Raw genomic sequence first — 15538 nt, forward strand, 5'->3', positions numbered from 1 at the left:
GGGCGGGCTCAGGCCTGCCCGTCAGCCTCCATGGGCACCAGCCGCCCGCCGGCGGATCCGGGTGCTGGCCGCGCCAGATCCAGCCGTTCGCGCGGCAGCGATCCCGGATACTGTTCCGTCAGGAAGCGGATCATCTCCTCGCGCACGAGGCAGCGCAGGTCCCAGGCCGTGCCGGCGTCGGGGGCGCTGACCAGGGCGCGAAGCTCCATCGTGTGCTCCTTCAGGTCGGTGACCTGCAGGTTCCATACCCGCTTGTCCCACAGGCTGGTGCTGTCCAGCACCTTCCGCAGATGGTCGCGCAGCGCCGGGATCGGCACCGAGTAATCGACATACAGCATCACCGAGCCCAGGATGTTCGGCGCGTCGCGGGTCCAGTTCTGGAAGGGCTTCTCCAGGAAATACCCCAGCGGAACGATCAGCCTCCGGTCGTCCCAGATGCGGACGACGACATAGGTCGAGGTGATCTCGTCGATGTTGCCCCACTCGCCCTCGACCACCACCGAGTCGCCGATTCGGATCGGCTGGGTCAAGGCGATCTGGATGCCGGCGATCAGGTTGGCGATGGTCGGCCGGGCGGCGATGCCCAGCACGATGCCGGCGACGCCGGCCGAGGCGAACAGGCTGATGCCGATGGTCCGCACCAGCGGCACGGTCATCAACATGAAGCCGGCGGTGATGCCCATGACGGTCAGCAGGGCCAGCCGCCGGAACACCGTCAGCTTGGTCCGCCGCCGTCGCCATTCAAATCCGCGTTCGTTCGGGCCGCTGCGGTCCAGATAGGCGTCGAACACCGCCCCGACCTTGCCGGCGATGGCCCAGCCCAGCGCGCCGATGAAGCAGATGCCGACGGCGCGGGCCAGCATCTCCATGGCGCCGGAGGGCAGCGGCAGCGCCGGCACCGAGGCGAGAAGGGCGGCGAAGATCACCGCGAAACGGGTGGCGGTGCGGCCGGCCGTGACGACCCGGCTCAGCACCGGTGCGTTGGTCGGGCGGAACAGCCGCTGCAACACCCGCCACACCACTTCGTGAACGGCAATCGCGATGGTCACGGCGAAGACCGGCGCCAGGAAGGCGGCGACCGTGGGAGAGATCGGAGAGTCCATCGGTTCCTGCTGATCCGTGATAAGGAGAGGGGGCGTGGCGCCCCCGGCCGTCATCCCGGTTAAGAACATGCCGGCCGGGATTTGGTTCGGGCCGCCGTGCCATCCGGGTGCCGGCCCGCCCGCCGGGTATAAAGCGTCGGGGGAAGGCCCTGGCCGGAGGAGGCAACGCTTGTCGGCAGGGACCGCGCCGCCAATCTTGCAGGATGCGACAACCGGACAAGGCGACCAGACCGATGCAAGCTTTCCCCCGCGCGACCATTCCGGCGCCGATGCGCAAGCGGCTGCCGCTCGCCGCGCTGGCCCTTCTGGCGGGGCTGTCCGCCTGCGCCGGGATCGAACCCGACTTCCGCAAGCCGGGCGCCCAGCGCCTGACCGGGCCGGAGGTCTCCACGCTGCTGGGCGGCCACACGCTGAGCATCGTCAACCCGCGCGGCAAGTCCTACATGAACCGGTTTTCCAAGGATGGGTCGATCGTCATTTCCGGTGCCAAGGGCAACGAATACGGGCGCTGGACGGTCTCGGGCGACCGCTATTGCCTGATGCTGGACGCGGATCCCCGCCAGCAATGCATGGAGATCTACCGGCTGCCCGACGGCCGCTACCAGATGGTCAACGCCGACGGGACGCTGCGGAACACGTTCCAGGTGGATTGAGGCCCGGTGGATTGAGGCCAAGTCGATCAGGTCAGCCGGACCGCAGCGCGTTGACCATCAGCCGTCCCGCCGGCCAGGAGCGGACGAGGCCGGCGGCGCGCAGTTCCGGCAGGGCGCTTCCCACCTCCTCCGCCGCCAGTCCGGTGGCCTCGACCAGAGCGGGGCAGGTCTGCGGGCCGGAGCCCAGCGCCGACAGGACCGTGGCGGCCGGCGTGCCGGGGGCGCGGAGCGCATCGGCCGGGCGGGGCGGGGTGCGGGCGCGGGCGGCGGCGATCGTCAGCGCCAGCACCCGCAATTGTCCCAGCCGGTGCATCGCCTCGCCGTCCAACTCTTCGGTCAGCGACAGAGCGGTGTGGCAGCGCGCCACCAGCCGGGCGAGCGTGGCGAGGTCCTCGGTCCGGTTCGCCACCATGGCGGCGACGGCTTCTTGCGCCAGCGTTTCCAGCTCGGCATCCGCCACCGCCCAGTCCCGCCGCCCGACGGCCTCCAGCAGCGCGTCGGTCAGCGACCGCAGCGCCGGCTCCAGTGCGCTCATTCGCTGCACTCCTCCTGTTCGGGATCGGGCAGGGCGGGCCAGCGGCCGGGCGTCCAGCCGGCGCAGACAAAGCCGGGGGACGGGTCGGCCAGCGGCAGGGTCAGGCATCGGATGCGTGGCGCGCTGGCTTGGCTGGCCCGCGGCTGGAACAGCAGGGCGACGCCGCACTCCTCGATGATCTTGTCCTCTTCGCCATTGCTGCGGCAGTAGCGGTTGAAGCGGTGCGACAGCGCCATGCTGTTGGCGACGATCACCCGGCAGTATCCGGCGCGCGACGAGGCGCCGCCTTCCTTCGCCTGCCAGCGCTCGGTGGTCAGGCCGCTGTCCATCACCGGGGTGACCAGCCAGTCCACCATCATGCCCGATGCGATCCAGGCGCTGGGCTCCGAGCGCCCCAGATCCTCGCAGATGGCGACGGCGAGCCGGCCGAGGTCCGGCAGCTCGAACAGGGTGAAGCGGTCGCCGGTCTCGATATCCTCGCGCGCGCAGTCCAGCAGCCGCCCGTTGCGGTCGCGCAGGTCGTAGGAGCGGCACTGGTCGCTGTCCAGGTCCCAGCAATGCAGCTTGGTCTGGCCGGCGATCACCGTGCCACAGCGGTCGAGCAGCAATGCCCGGTTGCGCGGCCGTCCACCGCTCTCCGCCTCCTCCTTCACGCCGACCAGGGCGTAGCGGATCGGCCCATCCACCGCCTGGGCTCGCAGCGCCTGCCGGATCGCGTCCAGCGTGCCGGCCGTGACGGAAACCTCCGGGAACAGCACGAAGTTCGCCCCGCGCTCCGCCAGCCCGGCGATGGCGTCGGCGGCGCGGCGGCCAAGCTCGCGCGCGATGGGGTCGTACCAGTCCTCGCCGTCGCGGCGGAACTGGTGGATGGCGAGGTCTTCCTCCGCCTCCGCCAGGGGAACGACGCCGATGACCGGCGTCCAGGCGGGATCGCTCGGGCTCTGGTCGGACACGGCGGCGATGCGGCGGTATTCGACGGCGATGCGGCGGTCGGGGTCGCCCTTGCGCTCCGCCTCGATGGTCAGGCTGGGCGGCACCGCCAGCAGGGCGGCGAACAGGTCGACGGGGTCGAAAGCCTCCGGATCGGCGCCCGGCGGTGCCGTCTCCCGGATGTTCATGGCGCGCTCCAGCAGGCCGGGGCGCAGGATCAGCTGGCCGTCAGCCGGATCGGCGTTGAAGCGGCCGTCGCGGGTCAAGCGGCGGCGCGCCTCCAGCCGGTCGGCCGGGAGCGGATCCTCGGCATGGACGTCATGGCGGGAGGCCAGCGGCGCGAACCACCCGTCGATGGCCTGCGCCGCCGCCAGCACGCGCTCCAGGTCCGTTCCGTCCCCGACCCACGCCTCCAGTGCGGCAGCCCCCTGCCGAAACTGCCCTGCCGCCTCGCCGGCCAGACGGCCGGCCCGCGCATGGTCCGCCTCCAGCCCCTGGGCAAGGATGCGGACCTCGTCGCGATGCTCCTGCAGCCGGCGCCATAAGGCCATGAACAGGTCGGCGGGATGCATGTGCGTCAGGGGCTTGCCGTCTGGCTTTGGGCGACCTGGCTCTGGGCCGGCTGGAACTGCAGGATCTTCGGCGTCCGCATGTCCTCGCCGATGGGGGCGTCGCTGGCTGAACCGCGCATGGCGGAGATCGAACGGGGAAAGCCGCTGCGGTCGCTGTAGTCCGGCACCGGCAGGCTGCGGTAATAGGCTTCCTCCTGGTACAGCTTCTGGGCGCAGACCACGTCCAGCGCCGTCGCCGCCACCACCGCGCCGAAGGCGATGCGGGCATTGCCGGCGCGGGGATTGTCCTGCATCCCGGCGGCGAGCGTCGCCATGTCGACGGCGTCGCCGGCGATGCGGCTCCAGATCCAGGGCTTGGGATCGCCGAGAGCCAGCAGGCCGACGCCGGTGGTGATCTCCCGCACGCCATAGGCGCGGATCAGGTTGGTCTTGTCCTCCATCCCCATCCAGCGGGCGATGCTGCGGCCGGCCATCAGTTCGGCGACACCGAGGCCGATGCTGAACCAGCCCAGCCCGCGGGCGAGGGTATCTCCGGTCGAGGAGCGGTTGTAATAGGCCATGTCGTCACCTCAGGGCTTGAGGACCACCTTGATGCAGCCGTCCCGCTTGTCGCGGAAGGTCTTGTACATCTCGGGGCCCTGATCGAGCGGAACGGTGTGGGTGATGACGAAGGACGGGTCGATCTGTCCTTCCTGGATGCGGTTCAGCAGGTCGTCGGTCCAGCGGTTGACGTGGGTCTGGCCCATGCGCCAGGTCAGGCCCTTGTTCATCGACATGCCGAAGGGCAGCTTGTCGATCAGCCCGCCATAGACGCCGGGGATCGACAGCGTGCCGGCCGGGCGGCAGACATAGATCATCTCGCGCAGCACATGGGCGCGGTCCGATTCCAGCATCAGCGCCTGCTTGGCGCGGTCCATCATGCTGTCGAGCGTGGCGGTGGCGTGCGCCTCCATGCCGACGGCGTCGATGCATTTCTCCGGACCCTTGCCGCCGGTCAGCTCGTTCAGCCGTTCGACGACGCTTTCCTCTTCGAAATTGATGGTGATGGCGCCGCCGGCCTTGGCCATCGCCAGCCGTTCCGGCACGCGGTCGATGGCGATGACCTGTTTGGCGCCCAGCAGGATGGCGCTGCGGATCGTCATCTGCCCGACCGGGCCGCAGCCCCAGATCGCCACCGTGTCGTCCGGCTGGATGTCGCACTGCGCCGCGGCCTGCCAGCCGGTGGGGAAGATGTCACCCAGGAACAGCACCTGCTCGTCGGTCAGCCCGCTGGGGATCTTGATGTGGGTGCGGTCGGCCATCGGCACCCGCACATATTCGGCTTGCCCGCCGGCATAGCCGCCGGTCAGGTGGGTGTAGCCGAACAGCCCGGCGGTGGTGTGGCCGAACACCTTGTCGGCCAGCGCCTTGTTGCGGTTGGAGCGTTCGCAGACCGAATAGTTGCCGCGCTTGCACTGGTCGCATTCGCCGCACCAGATGGTGAAGGGCACCACCACCCGTTCGCCGACCTTCAGCGCGCCCTTGGCCTCCGCCCCGACCTCCATCACCTCGCCCATGAATTCGTGGCCGACGATGTCGCCCTTCTCCATGCCCGGCATGAAATGATTGTGCAGGTGAAGATCGGACCCGCAGATAGCGCAGGTCGTCACCTTGACGATGGCATCGCGCGGATGCTCGATCTCCGGATCCGGGACCGTGTCGCAGCGGATGTCGTTGGCGCCGTGCCAGACCAGTGCTCTCATGGAATTCTTCCCTTATCGGCTGCCTGTTGGTCGCCATTTGGCAACAGGGCCGGCGGACGGAGCGTTCCGTTACTCGCCGGCCTAGCGCCTTAAGGGGAAAGTCAGAGGATCAGCGCCTTTTCGCGGGCGACGCCGCCGGACATGACGGCGGTCTGGCGGTCGTCCATGCTGTTGCGCAGGGCGGGGAAGTCGATCTCCTCCTCCTGCCGGATATGGCCGTCGACGATGCGCTTCAGGTCGAGCGCCACGGCCAGCCAGTGCGGATCGTCCTTCGGCGTCTGTTCCAGCGTGAAGAGATGCATCTTGATCTCGGCATGTTCGCCGTAGAGGTGCTTGGCGTCCTCCTCCTTCCGCGCCTGGTCGTGCAGCAGGGGATAGACGACGTCCTCCTCCGCCATGGCGTGGGCGGCGAGCCGGCGCTTCAGGCGGAGCAGCAGCTGCGTGCGGCGGGTGGGCGCGTCGATGGGCGTCTGCACGATCTCCACCAGCAGCGCCTGGATGTGGCGGTGGTCGTCGATCAGCGCGTCGATGCCGTCGCGGCCGGCGGCATGGCGGGCAGTGCCGGCCAGCTGCGCCACCACCGGCGGCAGCAACCGGCTCGCCACCAGGGCCAGCGCCGCTCCGCCGGCCATCATCGCCAGCCCGCGGGCCGACAGCCAGCCCGTGCCGTCCTCATGCGAATGACCTGTGTCCGGATAGCGTGGCGTGTAGCGTGGCATGTCTGGGCTCCTTCCTGCCGGTTGGCCTGACGGTTGATACGTCTGCTCCACCAACAGGTGCGTGAGCCCCGGCGTTCCGCCGGGCGGCCCGGGAGCGCGTCAGCCCGGCAGCGCCGCCTGCGGGAACGATAGCGGCCGGCCCTGGCGAACCGGTGCCGCCACACGCCACAGCACCGTCATGAGGATCAGCGTGCCGAAGAACATGTAGGACTGCAGGATGTTGAACGGCGTGTCCGCCAAGGCGTTCGCCGGCTTGAAGGCGTCGACGGCGGTGAGAAGGAAGGCGACGCCGAGCAGTTGGAAATTGCGCTTCGCCGCCCGCGGCCATTCCGCCGCAGTCCCCGCCACGGCAAGGAAGGCGATGGCGAAGGCGGGCAGCAGAATGCCGAAATGATGGATCCAGGCGACCGGCGATCCGACCGTGAAGCATATGCCGGCCATCGCGAAGGACAGGATCCCGTTGCCGCTGTCGTCGTGCCGGCGCCACAGCAGGCCGAAGCCGATGAACAGCAGACCGGAGGACAGGGTTGCCCAATAAACCAGCGGATGGTGCGGGGCGAAGGCGTCGCCCAGCCATTGCACGTTGTTGCCGTTGTGGAGCAGCCGGTTCAGAAGCCCGTTCAGCGTCTGGTTGGAATAGTAGCCCTCGCCATGGGCGCCGATGAAGGACAGGACGTCCAGATAAGTCAGCATCGGCTTCACCCCGTACAGCATCGCCGTCACCGTGCCGCCGACCGCCACGACGACCGCCCAGCCCCCGGCGATCCGCCATTCCTTGCGCAGCAGCGCCCACAGCAGGAACAGCGACATCTGCGGCTTGATCAGCGTCGACAGGCCCAGCAGCATGCCGACCGCCCAGCGGCGGTTACGGGCGTAAAAGACGGCCGACAGGACGAACGCCGCGTTCAGCCAGACCTGGATCTGGCCGACCGAGAATGCCTTCGCCACCGGGAAGAAACCCAGTGTCGCAAGCACGCCGAGGCCGGCCAGCTTCAGACGCGCGGACGGTGTATCGGACGGGCCGGACAGTCCAAGCCGAGCCGCCAGATCCAGCATGAGAACGCCCATGCCGAGTGCCGTGACGCAGGTGAGGATGAGGTTGACCAGGGTGTAGACCCGAAGGTGCAGCAGGCCGACCGACGCCATCGCCTCCATCGGGAGAAGGGAGGTCAGCGGATACTGGAACTTCACATGCTCGACGAAGAAGATCGCCTCATAGACATTCTCCCCGAGATGCTGATGCAGCCAGTCGAAGGCCTTCATCATCGGTTCCCAGGAATCCAGCGGAAGCCGGGCGGGCGAACCGACGAAGATCAACTGGAGGACATCGGAGATCGAACATTCTGTCAGGCTGGTGGAGTCGAGAAACGGCTTCAGGACGATATCGAACAATAGGATGATGAGGAGCAGGAATACTGACGTGATTGTGACTGCCGGCATCAGTCGATTCCTGGCATCTGCTCTGCCAAAGTCCTGGTACCCACCAGCATCCATTCCCGTCGCTCCCGATCTTTGATCGTCTGTTCATCGACGCTTCGCAGCGTTGGACGTTCGGGGCGAAAGGCTAGGTCAGGAGGCTGTCTTTTGGAACATGTCCCACCGGTTGTGGGCAGGATTAATGCCATTGCGTTGACGATACATTTCCGTGTGTCCGAGCCATCTTGGGTGATGGTTCGACCACATCGGACTTAGTGTCCACTCATCTGCTGCGGTATCCCATTACAAGGCCGCTTCCAGGCTGGATGAGTTCGAACCCCGTCGGAGAGGATGGCCGCGGGCGGGAATAGCCGGCGAGCGCCTGATAGCCTGTGCCGTGCGCTCGCCGGTACCGGATGCCGGTCAACCCGGCTTGCCTTCCTCCCGGTTGCGCGGGCGCTTGCCGGCATTGTCCTTGGGTGTCGGCGGGGCGGCGTGCTGGTCGGGCAGGTCGCGGCGCTGCCCGGTGCCCTCGCCGACGGTGACGGTGGTGGAAGGGCCGCCGCCGACGGTGTGCGGCAACTCGTCGGCGCTGCCGGTCCCCACGCCCATGCCCTGGCCGGCCCGGCCGGGGGTGACGGGCCCGCCGCCCTGGGCGCCCGGATTTGGGCTGTCGGCGTTGGAGACCTGCCGGTCGCGATCCTTATCCGTGTCGTTTTCCATGCTGTCCTCCCGGTTGGTGTTCGCCCTTCGGCCAACATGCCGTCCGGTCGGGAGTTCCGGACATGGCCGGACGGCGTGGGGCCGGAACGACCATCCGGGGCCGTGGTTGTCGGAGGGCGGCAGGCCTGGATGGCCGCCCCCGAGTCTGGAGACCAACACGATGGCAAATCCTTCGCACACCGCAGCCGGCGCCGGGCGCAGCGGCGGCCCACCCACCTATCCGCCACCCCAGACCCCCGGCCTCAGCGCTGTGCTGGAGCGCAACATCCAGGCGCTTCAGGCCCGCCGCAAGCGGGAGGAGGTGGAGGCCACGCTGCAGGACCGCATCGCCGACCGCATCACCAGCTTTACCGGCAGCCTGCGCTTCGTCTATCTGCACCTGCTGCTGTTCGGCGGCTGGATCCTGATCAATCTGGGTTGGATCCCGGTCGTCAGACCGTGGGATCCGTCTTTCGTCGTGCTGGCGATGATCGCGTCGGTCGAGGCGATCTTCCTGTCCACCTTCGTCCTCATCAGCCAGAACCGCATGGCCGCGGTGTCGGACAAGCGTGCCGACCTGGACCTGCAGATCAGCCTGCTGGCCGAACATGAGGTGACGCGGCTGGTGACGCTGGTCTCTTCCATCGCCGACCATCTGGGGGTGAAGACGGAGGTCGACGCGGAGCTGGACGTCATCCGGCAGGACGTCGCTCCCGATGCCGTGCTGGACGAGATCGAGGCCACCCGGGCGGAGACCGAGCGGAAATGACGGTCGTCGCGGAGCCATCCGGCAACCCACCGTTGCCGAACGCATGGAGGTTATGCGTTTAGGGAATCCCTCCGTCCTGCTTGCGATATTGTTCTGGAGGCGAAGAATAGCCTAAGGTCACGCTACCCCCATTTCGGGCTTGGCACAGACCACGTCCCGACAGAGACCAGCTTAAGGCCCCCGGTGACCGACGGTGATGGCGTCCTCTCACATAATCGTCGGTGGCGCCACCTGGTTCTACCTGTCGAGCCGGTACGGGATGGCCTTCGACCCGGTCGCCTTCGGCGCGGCGATTCTGGGGGCGCTGGCGCCGGACATCGATCATCCGAAATCGACTCTGGGACAGATGGTGAAGCCGCTGTCCACCGCGGTCTCCAACATCTTCGGACATCGCGGCGTCACCCATTCGGCGCTCGCCATTGCCGGATGCCTGTGGGTTCTGCATGAGCATGCGGCCTACCAACACCTGCTGATCCCCTTCATCGTCGGTTACCTCACCCATCTGGCCGGTGACCTGCTGACGCCGGCCGGGCTGCCGCTGCTGTGGCCGATCAAGCGGCGGCGCAACTTCGCCCTGCCGGTGCTGAAGACCGGCGGCTTTTCCGAACAGCTGGCGGTGACGCTGATGGCGGGCTGGATGATTTCCGGCCTGTTCGCCGGCGGCTGGCCGCAGTTCCCGCTGGAACGCCCCTGGCGCTCCGTCGTCGCCGCGGCCCAGACCTATCTGGGGGAGGGCGGCGAGAAGTCCGCGCCCCCTGTTCCCGTGCGCAAGCCGCCGGAAAGCAGCCGCACGAAGCCGCTGAAGGGCTGAGCGCCGCCCGTTCGGGCGCTTTCGCCACGTCGCCGATAAAACTCCGATTTACCCTGCCATTCTCGATGGATTCGCGGTGAAGCGCGCATGCTGTCCGAACTTTGTTCGGTCTGAGTGCGGATGCGCCCAGCCTATGGCGTCAAACCGCCAATATGTTCTGAGATTTTGCCGCAGAACCCAAATTAAGTTCTGTTATGACCTATTCATACAGGATTAACATCGGAAAAATCGGCAAAATACCAGATGGCAAGGATCCGGGAAAATCGGTTAGCCTGACAGGCATCGGACCGGCCATTGCGCAGCGCCGGCCATGAGTTTTCCCACGCTTCCGCCCCAAGCCCCCGACCCGAGCCAGCCACGCGATGAACCAGATGATCGACCCGAGCGTTGCCCCCGCCTCCGAGCCGTCCTTCTCCAGCGGCACCGGCCCCTTCGCCGCCTTCGCCCCCGTCGTCCGTCCGGCCAGTCCGCTGCGTCAGGCGATCACCGCCGCCTATCGCCGGCCGGAGCCGGACTGCGTGGCGTGGCTGGTGGAGCAGGCGACCCTGCCGGCCGAGGTGACCGCGGCGGCGGCCCAGACCGCGCGGTCGCTGATTGCGGCCCTGCGTGCCAAGCCGCAGGGGCGCGGGGTGGAGGGGCTGATCCACGAATACAGCCTGTCCAGCCAGGAAGGCGTGGCGCTGATGTGTCTGGCGGAGGCGCTGCTGCGCATTCCCGACCGCGCCACCCGCGACGCGCTGATCCGCGACAAGATCGCCGGCGGCGACTGGCGCGCCCATCTCGGCAACAGCCCGTCGCTGTTCGTGAACGCCGCGACCTGGGGGCTGCTGGTCACGGGCAAGGTGACGGGCGTGCTGGGTGACGGCTTCGGCGGTGAGCAGGCTCTGTCGTCCGCCCTGACCAAGCTGATCCTGCGCGGCGGCGAGCCGCTGATCCGCCGCGGCGTAGATTTCGCCATGCGGATGATGGGCGAGCAGTTCGTCACCGGCCAGACCATCGACGAGGCGCTGTCCAACAGCCGCAAGATGGAGGCGGAGGGCTTCCGCTATTCCTACGACATGCTGGGGGAGGCGGCGACGACCGCCGCCGATGCCGACCGCTATTACGCCGACTATGAAAAGGCGATCCATGCCATCGGCAAGGCGTCGGCCGGGCGCGGCATCTATGACGGCCCCGGCATCTCGATCAAGCTGTCGGCCCTGCATCCGCGCTATTCCCGCGCCCAGGCGGACCGCGTGATGGCGGAGCTGCTGCCGCGCGTCACCGAGCTGGCCCGGCTGGCCCGCCGCTACGACATCGGCCTGAACATCGACGCCGAGGAGGCCGACCGGCTGGAGCTGTCGCTCGACCTGCTGGAATCGCTGTGCTTCGACCCGGACCTGAAGGGCTGGAACGGCATCGGCTTCGTCGTCCAGGCCTATGGCAAGCGCTGCCCCTACGTCATCGACTTCATCGTCGATCTGGCCCGGCGCAGCGGCCACCGGCTGATGGTGCGTCTGGTGAAGGGCGCCTATTGGGACAGCGAGATCAAGCGCGCCCAGGTCGACGGGCTGGAGGATTTCCCGGTCTACACCCGCAAGCTGCACACCGACGTGTCCTATGTCGCCTGCGCCCGCCGGCTGCTGGGCGCTCCCGACGCGGTGTTCCCGCAGTTCGCCACCCACAATGCCCAGACGCTGGCCACCATCTACCGGATGGCCGCCCACATCGGCGGAGAGTTCAAGGTCGGCCAGTACGAGTTCCAGTGCCTGCACGGCATGGGCGAGCCGCTCTACAAGGAGGTGGTCGGTCCGCTGAATCGGCCCTGCCGCGTCTATGCCCCGGTCGGCACGCACGAGACCCTGCTGGCCTATCTGGTCCGCCGCCTGCTGGAGAACGGCGCCAACAGCTCCTTCGTCAACCGCATCGCCGACAAGAGCGTGTCGATTGACGATCTGGTCGCCGACCCGGTGGCTCAGGCCCGTGCCGCCCTGCCGGTGGGCGAGAAGAACCCGCTGATCGCCCTGCCCAAGGACCTCTACGGGGCGGAGCGGGCGAACTCCGCCGGCCTCGACCTGTCGAACGAGACCACGCTGGCCGACCTGTCCGCCGCGCTGCGCGACAGCGCCGCCGTCGCCTGGACCGCCGCCCCGCTGCTGGCGGACGGCGAGCGCCGCGGAGCTGCCCAGCCGGTGCTGAACCCGGCGGACCACCGCGACGTGGTCGGCCACTGCGTGGAAGCCACGCCGGCCGAGATCGCCGACGCCTTCCTGTTCGCCGAAGCGGCGGCACCGGTCTGGGCGGCCACCCCGCCGGCCCAGCGCGCCGCCTGCCTGTTCCGTGCCGCCGACATGATGCAGGCGCGCATGCCGACCTTGCTGGGGCTCATCATCCGCGAGGCCGGCAAGTCCACCGCCAACGCCATCGCCGAGGTGCGCGAGGCCATCGACTTCCTGCGCTACTACGGTGCCCAGGTGCGCGACGGCTTCAACAACGACACCCATCTGCCGCTGGGGCCGGTGGTCTGCATCAGCCCCTGGAACTTCCCGCTCGCCATCTTCTCCGGTCAGGTCGCCGCGGCGCTGGCCGCCGGCAACCCGGTGCTGGCCAAGCCGGCGGAGGAAACCCCGCTGGTCGCCGCCGAGGCCGTGCGCATCCTGCACGCCGCCGGCGTCCCCACCGGCGCGGTCCAGCTTCTGCCCGGCGCAGGCGAGGTCGGCGCCGCCCTGGTTGGCCATGCTGGCACCCGCGCGGTGATGTTCACCGGCTCCACCGAAGTCGCCCGCCTGATCCAGCGCCAGCTGGCCGAACGCCTGTCGCCGGAAGGCGCGCCGATCCCGCTGATCGCCGAGACCGGCGGCCAGAACGCCATGATCGTCGACTCGTCGGCTTTGGCCGAACAGGTGGTGGGCGACGTGATCGCGTCGGCCTTCGACAGTGCCGGCCAGCGCTGCTCGGCTCTGCGCATCCTCTGCCTGCAGGAGGATGTGGCGGACCGCACGCTGACCATGCTGAAGGGCGCGATGCGGGAGCTGCGCATCGGCAGCCCCGACCGGCTGGCCATCGACGTCGGCCCGGTCATCACCGCGGAGGCCCGCGACGGCATCACGCGCCACATCGAGGCGATGCGGGCCAAGGGCCGCCGGGTGGAGTCGCTGCCGCTGCCGGCGGAGACCGCCAACGGCACCTTCGTCGCTCCGACGATCATCGAGATCGACGGCATCGCCGACCTGGAGCGCGAGGTGTTCGGCCCGGTCCTGCATGTGCTGCGCTTCCGCCGCGACGATCTGGACCGGTTGATCGACGCCATCAACGGCACCGGCTATGGCCTGACCTTCGGCCTGCACACCCGCATCGATGCTACCATCGACCGGGTGACCAGCCGGATCGAGGCCGGCAACCTGTACGTCAATCGCAACACCATCGGCGCAGTGGTGGGCGTACAGCCCTTCGGCGGCCATGGCCTGTCCGGCACCGGTCCCAAGGCCGGCGGCCCGCTGTACCTGTCGCGCCTGCTGTCCGTACGTCCGTCTCTGGAGCTGGGGTTGCGCGGCAGCGACGCCGTACGTGCGCCGGCCCACGCCCTCGCCGGCTGGCTGGCCGACCAGGGCAAGGCGGAGATCGCCACCGACGTACGGACGCTGGCGAAGCGCTCTCCCGTCGGCGGCAGCGTCGAACTGGCCGGCCCGGTGGGTGAGAGCAACGTCTACAGCCTGATCCCGCGCGGTCGCATCCTGCTGCTGCCGCAGACGGAGGACGGGCTGTACCGGCTGCTGGGGGCGGCGCTCGCCACCGGAAACGAGGTGGTGGTGGATGGCGACGGCGCGGTGACCGCCCGTCTCGCCAGCCTGCCGGCGGAACTCGCCGCCCGGGTCCGGGTGAGCGCGAACTGGCTGTCCTTCGGCACCTTGGCCGGCGCGCTGGTGGAGGGTGACGCCGCCCGCCTGCTGGCCGCCAGCCGCCGCATCGCCGAACTGCCCGGCCCCATCGTCCTGACCCAGGGCGTGCCGGCCGGCGGCGAGGGGGTGGAGATTGCCTGGCTGATGAACGAGCGCTCGCTCAGCACCAACACCACGGCGGCCGGCGGCAACGCCAGCCTGGTGGCGATGAGCTGAGGACGGTCCAATAAGTCATGCCAGCGGTCATCATCGATGACCGCTGGCATATGCTCACGCCTTGAGGAGCAACCCGTCGCTTTCCCTCTCCCCAGAGGAAGAGGGAAAGCGACGGTGCCTTGACCCGATCACGCCGGCGTCCTGCTTGGTGATGGCGACGACGGACGGGCGCGGCGGCATGTTGGGCTTGAAGTCAGGCCAACGGGTCGCCGGGTCTTCAAAGGTCGACTTGCGGCCGAACGGCTTGTAAAGCTCGACACCGTCGGTGGCCGGGTGCTGCACCGCGACGAACAGGGTCTTGTCGTCGGGCGCGAATTCCGGCCCGCACATTTCCGCCCCCACCGGCACGCGGAAGAACATCATCGATTTGCCGCGCAGTGCGCCTTCGGTCTCCACCGCGTAAACGCCGTCGGCCTTGCCCGACGCCTTGAACCAGCCTTCGCCCTGGTCGGTGGTGATCCACAGCCGCCCCTGGTGATCAATGGCGCAATTGTCGGGGCAGGAGAACCAGCCATTGTCGGAGGTGGCGGGGTTGAACATCGCCCCCACCTCGCCGTCCTTGGGATTGCCGCCCTTGAGCAGAATGCTCCAGGTGAACTTGGTGGCGGCGTGGTCGCCGTCCGGCGGCATCATTTCCACCACCTGGCCCCACAGGTTGCCCGCGCGGTCGTTGGCGGCGTCCACCTGTTCGGCCTTGCGGCGGGAGTTGTTGGTCAGCATGACGTAGATGGCGCCGGTCTTCGGGTTGACCTCGACGTCTTCCGGGCGGTCCATCTTTGTGGCGCCCAGCTTGTCGGCGGCGAGACGCGCCTTGATCAGCACTTCGCCCTGATCCTTGAAGCCGGCGTCGGCGGTCAGGCCGTTCTGGCCATGCACCAGCGGCAGCCATTCCAGCGACCCGTCGGCGTTGTAACGGGCGACGTGCAGCACGCCGTCGTCCAGCAGCGTCATGTTGTGGGCGCGGTCGCCTTCGACATACTTCTTGGCCGAGACGAATTTGTAGACGTAATCGAACCGCTCGTCGTCGCCCATGTAGGCGACCACCCGCCCGTCCTTGTTGACGGCGATGGAGCAGGCCTCATGCTTGAAGCGGCCCAGCGCCGTGCGCTTGATCGGGGTGAAGGTCGGGTCGTAGGGGTCGATTTCGACGATCCAGCCGAAGCGGTTGGCTTCGTTGGGTTCCTTGGCGACGTTGAAACGGTCGTGATAGACGCCCCAGTTGTACCACTTGCCGGGCACGCCGTAGCGGTCGCCCTTGGGCTTTTCCTCATCCGACCAGAAATAGCCGTTGAAGTTCTCTTCCGTCGTCAGCCAGGTGCCCCACGGCGACATGCCGCCGGCGCAGTTGTTCAGCATGCCGCGGACCTTGGTCCCGGTCGGGTCGTAGGAGGTCTTCATCAGATCATGGCCGGCGGCGGGGCCGGAGATGGCGCACTCGGTCTCGCCGGTGATGCGGCGGTTGTACTTGGAGGCGGGATCATAGGTCCACTTG

General features: G+C 68.3%; 13 protein-coding genes. 4 read left to right on the forward strand and 9 right to left on the reverse strand.

What is annotated here, in order from left to right:
• Nucleotides 1-8: 8 nt before the first annotated feature.
• Complete coding sequence (locus AB8P05_RS31135) at nucleotides 9-1103, reverse strand: mechanosensitive ion channel family protein (protein WP_472761823.1); 1095 nt, start codon at nucleotides 1101-1103, stop codon at nucleotides 9-11.
• Nucleotides 1104-1336: 233 nt separating this feature from the next.
• On the opposite strand from AB8P05_RS31135, the gene AB8P05_RS31140 reads away from it, so the two are divergent.
• Nucleotides 1337-1756: a hypothetical protein gene (locus AB8P05_RS31140; RefSeq protein WP_472761824.1), complete on the forward strand. Its 420-nt coding sequence runs from the start codon at nucleotides 1337-1339 to the stop codon at nucleotides 1754-1756.
• Nucleotides 1757-1787: 31 nt separating this feature from the next.
• Here the strand turns inward: AB8P05_RS31140 and AB8P05_RS31145 are convergent, their stop codons facing one another.
• The 7 genes from AB8P05_RS31145 to AB8P05_RS31175 form a co-directional block, all read right to left on the reverse strand.
• Nucleotides 1788-2291, reverse strand: a complete 504-nt coding sequence (locus tag AB8P05_RS31145; protein WP_472761825.1) for a DprA-like winged helix domain-containing protein — start codon at nucleotides 2289-2291, stop codon at nucleotides 1788-1790.
• Nucleotides 2288-3793 carry a nitrilase-related carbon-nitrogen hydrolase gene (locus AB8P05_RS31150; RefSeq protein ID WP_472761826.1) on the reverse strand — a complete coding sequence of 502 codons (1506 nt, stop codon included), beginning with the start codon at nucleotides 3791-3793 and terminating at the stop codon, nucleotides 2288-2290. Before AB8P05_RS31150 ends, AB8P05_RS31145 begins: the two co-directional genes overlap by 4 nt.
• A gap of 5 nt (nucleotides 3794-3798) precedes the next feature.
• Nucleotides 3799-4353, reverse strand: coding sequence for a cyclase dehydrase (locus tag AB8P05_RS31155; protein WP_472761827.1), 555 nt, complete (start codon nucleotides 4351-4353; stop codon nucleotides 3799-3801).
• 9 nt (nucleotides 4354-4362) lie between these two features.
• Entirely contained in the window at nucleotides 4363-5535 is a 1173-nt protein-coding gene (locus tag AB8P05_RS31160) for a zinc-dependent alcohol dehydrogenase (RefSeq protein ID WP_472761828.1), read from the reverse strand.
• 101 nt (nucleotides 5536-5636) lie between these two features.
• Complete coding sequence (locus AB8P05_RS31165) at nucleotides 5637-6254, reverse strand: hemerythrin domain-containing protein (RefSeq protein ID WP_472761829.1); 618 nt, start codon at nucleotides 6252-6254, stop codon at nucleotides 5637-5639.
• Between the two features lie 99 nt (nucleotides 6255-6353).
• Nucleotides 6354-7694, reverse strand: coding sequence for a glycosyltransferase family 87 protein (locus AB8P05_RS31170; protein WP_472761830.1), 1341 nt, complete (start codon nucleotides 7692-7694; stop codon nucleotides 6354-6356).
• A 399-nt stretch (nucleotides 7695-8093) separates the two neighbouring features.
• Nucleotides 8094-8393 carry a hypothetical protein gene (locus AB8P05_RS31175; RefSeq protein WP_455175895.1) on the reverse strand — a complete coding sequence of 100 codons (300 nt, stop codon included), beginning with the start codon at nucleotides 8391-8393 and terminating at the stop codon, nucleotides 8094-8096.
• Nucleotides 8394-8553: 160 nt separating this feature from the next.
• Between AB8P05_RS31175 and AB8P05_RS31180 the strand changes: the two genes are divergently transcribed.
• The 3 genes from AB8P05_RS31180 (at nucleotide 8554) to putA (ending at nucleotide 14046) form a co-directional block, all read left to right on the forward strand.
• Entirely contained in the window at nucleotides 8554-9141 is a 588-nt protein-coding gene (locus AB8P05_RS31180) for a DUF1003 domain-containing protein (RefSeq protein WP_472761831.1), read from the forward strand.
• 196 nt (nucleotides 9142-9337) lie between these two features.
• A complete protein-coding gene (locus tag AB8P05_RS31185; RefSeq protein ID WP_455175897.1) occupies nucleotides 9338-9952 on the forward strand; it encodes a metal-dependent hydrolase in 615 nt (204 codons plus the stop codon).
• Nucleotides 9953-10323: 371 nt separating this feature from the next.
• Nucleotides 10324-14046: a trifunctional transcriptional regulator/proline dehydrogenase/L-glutamate gamma-semialdehyde dehydrogenase gene (gene putA, locus AB8P05_RS31190; RefSeq protein WP_472761832.1), complete on the forward strand. Its 3723-nt coding sequence runs from the start codon at nucleotides 10324-10326 to the stop codon at nucleotides 14044-14046.
• Between the two features lie 54 nt (nucleotides 14047-14100).
• Here putA and AB8P05_RS31195 read toward each other — a convergent pair whose 3' ends face one another.
• Nucleotides 14101-15498, reverse strand: coding sequence for a PhoX family protein (locus AB8P05_RS31195; protein ID WP_472762013.1), 1398 nt, complete (start codon nucleotides 15496-15498; stop codon nucleotides 14101-14103).
• Nucleotides 15499-15538: the final 40 nt, after the last annotated feature.

The sequence above is a fragment of the Azospirillum sp. VT-I1 genome, from assembly GCF_055698305.1.

What these genes read in the sequence shown, in the direction of transcription:
- AB8P05_RS31135 (WP_472761823.1), bottom strand. Translation starts at nt 1,103, where the DNA reads ATGGACTCTCCGATCTCTCCCACGGTCGCCGCCTTCCTGGCGCCGGTC.
- AB8P05_RS31140 (WP_472761824.1), top strand. Translation starts at nt 1,337, where the DNA reads ATGCAAGCTTTCCCCCGCGCGACCATTCCGGCGCCGATGCGCAAGCGG.
- AB8P05_RS31145 (WP_472761825.1), bottom strand. Translation starts at nt 2,291, where the DNA reads ATGAGCGCACTGGAGCCGGCGCTGCGGTCGCTGACCGACGCGCTGCTG.
- AB8P05_RS31150 (WP_472761826.1), bottom strand. Translation starts at nt 3,793, where the DNA reads ATGCATCCCGCCGACCTGTTCATGGCCTTATGGCGCCGGCTGCAGGAG.
- AB8P05_RS31155 (WP_472761827.1), bottom strand. Translation starts at nt 4,353, where the DNA reads ATGGCCTATTACAACCGCTCCTCGACCGGAGATACCCTCGCCCGCGGG.
- AB8P05_RS31160 (WP_472761828.1), bottom strand. Translation starts at nt 5,535, where the DNA reads ATGAGAGCACTGGTCTGGCACGGCGCCAACGACATCCGCTGCGACACG.
- AB8P05_RS31165 (WP_472761829.1), bottom strand. Translation starts at nt 6,254, where the DNA reads ATGCCACGCTACACGCCACGCTATCCGGACACAGGTCATTCGCATGAG.
- AB8P05_RS31170 (WP_472761830.1), bottom strand. Translation starts at nt 7,694, where the DNA reads ATGCCGGCAGTCACAATCACGTCAGTATTCCTGCTCCTCATCATCCTA.
- AB8P05_RS31175 (WP_455175895.1), bottom strand. Translation starts at nt 8,393, where the DNA reads ATGGAAAACGACACGGATAAGGATCGCGACCGGCAGGTCTCCAACGCC.
- AB8P05_RS31180 (WP_472761831.1), top strand. Translation starts at nt 8,554, where the DNA reads ATGGCAAATCCTTCGCACACCGCAGCCGGCGCCGGGCGCAGCGGCGGC.
- AB8P05_RS31185 (WP_455175897.1), top strand. Translation starts at nt 9,338, where the DNA reads ATGGCGTCCTCTCACATAATCGTCGGTGGCGCCACCTGGTTCTACCTG.
- putA (WP_472761832.1), top strand. Translation starts at nt 10,324, where the DNA reads ATGATCGACCCGAGCGTTGCCCCCGCCTCCGAGCCGTCCTTCTCCAGC.